The 3,580-nt window shown below is 68.7% G+C and carries 2 protein-coding genes and 1 pseudogene; all 3 read left to right on the top strand.

The features are described from left to right. Positions 1-84: 84 nt before the first annotated feature. Entirely contained in the window at positions 85-1,452 is a 1,368-nt protein-coding gene (gene cysS / locus ACE026_RS12135; RefSeq protein ID WP_486039198.1) for a cysteine--tRNA ligase, read from the top strand. 153 nt (positions 1,453-1,605) lie between these two features. Next, positions 1,606-2,040 (top strand): annotated as a pseudogene (locus ACE026_RS12130) (SufE family protein); the annotation flags it as partial. Next, positions 2,040-3,293 carry an MFS transporter gene (locus ACE026_RS12125; protein ID WP_486039197.1) on the top strand — a complete coding sequence of 418 codons (1,254 nt, stop codon included), beginning with the start codon at positions 2,040-2,042 and terminating at the stop codon, positions 3,291-3,293. The pseudogene ACE026_RS12130 and the gene ACE026_RS12125, both read left to right, overlap by 1 nt. The last annotated feature ends 287 nt before the right edge of the window (positions 3,294-3,580 follow it).

Raw genomic sequence — 3,580 nt, 5'->3', positions numbered from 1 at the left:
GGCCGCCTGCCCGCCCTGCCCCACATCCCCCCAAAGCCCCCGACACGTTCTAAAATCGACCGCTTACCCCCGCTCCCGACCCTCATGACCCTGCGCCTGCACAACAACCTGACACGCCAGCTCGAACCGTTCACCCCGCTCGATCCGACCTGTCCGACCCTGTATGTGTGTGGCCCCACGGTCTACAACTACGTCCACATCGGCAATGCCCGTGGGCCGGTGGTGTTCGGCGTCCTGGCCGACCTGCTGCGCCGCCGCTTCGGCGGCCTGCGCTATGCCCGCAACATCACCGACGTGGATGACAAGATCAACACGGCCGCGCGCGAGCAGCACGTCCCGATCAGCACCATCACCGACCGTTTCGCCGCCGCCTACCGCGAGGACATGGCCGCGCTGGGCGTGGTGCCGCCGGATATCGAGCCGGAAGCCACCGCGCACATTCCGCAGATCGTGACGATGATCGAGCAGCTGATCGCCAACGGGCATGCCTATGCGGCCGAAGGCCACGTGCTGTTCTCGGTGAGCTCCTACGCCGACTACGGCAAGCTCTCGCGCCGTGACCCGGACGAGATGCTGGCCGGTGCCCGCGTGGATGTCGCCCCGTACAAGCGCGACCCGGGCGATTTCGTGCTGTGGAAGCCCTCCAGCGACGACCTGCCCGGCTGGGAGTCGCCCTGGGGCCGTGGCCGCCCGGGCTGGCACATCGAGTGCTCGGCGATGGCGGCCGCGCACCTGGGGCCGACCATCGATATCCATGCCGGCGGCGTGGACCTGCAGTTCCCGCACCACGAGAACGAGATCGCCCAGAGCGAGTGCGCGCACGGCGGGCAGACCTTCGCCCGGTTCTGGCTGCACAACGGCATGCTCAACTTCGGCGGCGCCAAGATGAGCAAGTCGATCGGCAACATCGAGCGCGTGCACGATCTGGTCCGCCAGCATGCCCCCGAGGCGCTGCGCTATGCGCTGCTGTCGGCCCACTACCGGCAGCCGCTGGACTGGTCCGATGCGCTGATCGAGCAGTCGGTGCGCACCCTGGACCGCCTGTACGGCACGCTGCGCGATCTGGTCGACGTGGACGCCGCTGCGGTGATTCCGGCCGAGATCGAGGCCGCGCTGGATGACGACCTCAATACGCCGCAGGCCCTGGCCGAGCTGGCCCGTATCGCCGGTGAGGCACGCAAGGCTGCCGACGCCGACAAGGCGCACTGGAAGTCCGCGCTGCTCGGTGCCGGCCTGGCGCTGGGCCTGCTGCAGCAGGATCCCGCGGCCTGGTTTGGCACCGCAGGCGGCAACGACGACGATGCGGCCATCCAGGCCCTGATCGACGAACGCGCCGCTGCCAAGCAGGCCCGCGACTTCGCCCGCGCCGATGCGATCCGCGACCAGTTGGCCGCCGAGGGCATCGTGCTGGAAGACACCGCCCAAGGCGTGCGCTGGTCGCGCAAGCGCTGAAGGACCGCCCGGCTGACCGTCGGACGCTACCCGACACCGCCCGATCCACTGGGCATTGCCATGACATCGCCCCGGCCACGGACGGCCGGGCTGCTTCCCCCCGCAACTGCACGGTCACCCACGGACGGCGAACACCGACCCGGAGCCCCCATGATCCCCACCTCCCCGTTCCCGCTCGAACCCACCGCTGCTGAAGCCCAGGCCGCCATCGCCGAGGAATTCGCCTTCTTCGGTGACTGGTCCGAGCGTTACCAGTACCTGATCGACCTCGGCCGCAAACTGCCCCCCTTCCCGGAAGCGTGGAAGACCGAGGAGCATCGCCTGCTCGGCTGCCAGTCCATGGTCTGGATCGTGCCGGACGGCAATGCCGAGGCGCTGCGCTTCCACGCCATCAGTGATTCGGCGATCGTCTCCGGGCTGATCTACCTGGCCCTGCGCGTCTACTCGGGCCGCTCGGCGGCCGAGATCCTGGCCACCGAGCCGAGCTACATCCAGGACATCGGGCTGTCGCGCCACCTGTCCCCGACCCGCAGCAACGGCGTCGCGGCGATGCTGGCCTTCATCCGCGACACCGCCCAAGCGCAGTCGTGCCGCTCTCCGCCGATCCGCAGGAGCCGGACAGCGCCCTGCAGCTGCTGGCCCGCCCGGGCTTTTCGCTGGTGCTGGCGTACCGCATCTTCGCGATGCTCTCCTACCAGATCGTCGCGGTGACGGTCGGCTGGCATATCTACGAAGTCACCCGCAATCCGTTCTCGCTGGGCCTGGTCGGCCTCGCCGAGGTGCTCCCGTTCTTCTGCGTGGCCCCGTTCGCCGGCTATCTGGTCGACCACCTGCCCCGCCGCCGGCTGGGCATGGTCGCCTGCAGCGGGCTGGTGATGACCGCATTGGTGCTGACCGCGGTCGCCCAGGGCTGGCTGCCGTTCCACGGGGTGTGGCCGATCTATGCGGCGATCGCACTGACCGGTATGGTCCGCGCGTTCCTCTCACCGATCTACAACGCACTGTTCGCCCGCGTGCTGGAGCGCACGCAGTACGCGCGTGGCGCGGGGCTGGGCGCGGTGGTGTTCCAGGCCGGCATGGTGCTCGGCCCGGCCCTGGGCGGCGCACTGGTGGCGTGGGGCGGCAAGGGGGTGGCCTATGGCGTGGCGGTGGGTGTGTCGCTGATCGCGCTGGGCTGCCTGGCGGCGCTGCGCGTCTCCGAGCCGGTGCATACGGGCCCGGCGGCGCCGATCTTCAAGAGCATCGCCGAGGGCGGCCGGTTCGTGCTGGGCAACAAGATCATGGTCGGGGCGATGGCGCTGGACATGTTCTCGGTGTTGCTTGGCGGCGTGGTGGCGATGCTGCCGGCGTTCCTGCACGAGATCCTGCACCACGGGCCGGAGGGGCTGGGCGTGCTGCGCGCGGCGCCGGCGCTGGGCTCGGTGTGCGTAGGGCTGTGGTTGGCGCGTCGGCCGCTGCAGCGCAATGCGGGGCGTGTGCTGTTGTTCGCGGTGGCCGGCTTTGGTCTATGCGTGATCGGGTTCGGGCTGTCGTCGAATTTCTGGCTGTCGGCGGCGATCCTGTTGTTCTACGGTGCGTTCGACGGGGTGTCGGTGGTGGTGCGTTCGACGATTCTGCAGTTGGCGACGCCGGAGGAGATGCGTGGCCGGGTGTCGTCGATCAATGGCATTTTCATCAGTTCGTCGAATGAGTTGGGTGCGTTCTATGCGGGCACGATGGCGAAGCTGTTGGGGCTGGTCCCGGCGGTGGTGCTGGGCGGCTTTGCGGTGTTGAGCGTGGCAGGGATCACGGCGTGGAAGAATCCGACGCTGCGGCGGTTGAATCTGCGCGATCTGCATTGATGGATTTCCTGACTGGCTGATCGGCTGCCCGGTTGGTTGGCCGCTCGGCCGTTTGGCTGGCGCTGCGCGGTTGGGTTGCCGGGGCTGTGAGTCGGCGCCTGTTTATGCCTGGGGTTGGGCGGCCGGGCAGCGCAGTGCAGGACCCGCCGTGAACCCATCCCTGGGGGCTCGTAGTGCGGCATCCATGCCGCACACGGTCCTTCATCGGGCTGCCCGATCACCTCTTCGTGGAAGGTCGGTTGTGCGGTTCGAACAGCGGAGCAAACGAAAAACGGCGAGCCTTGGCT

It is taken from the genome of Stenotrophomonas sp. AGC87 (assembly GCF_057333975.1).
Note: the sequence above shows the minus strand (reverse complement) of the source record. Positions and strands in the feature narration are given on the sequence as shown.

Coding starts and splice junctions, on each gene's coding strand:
- cysS (WP_486039198.1), top strand. CDS start 85: ATGACCCTGCGCCTGCACAACAACCTGACACGCCAGCTCGAACCGTTC.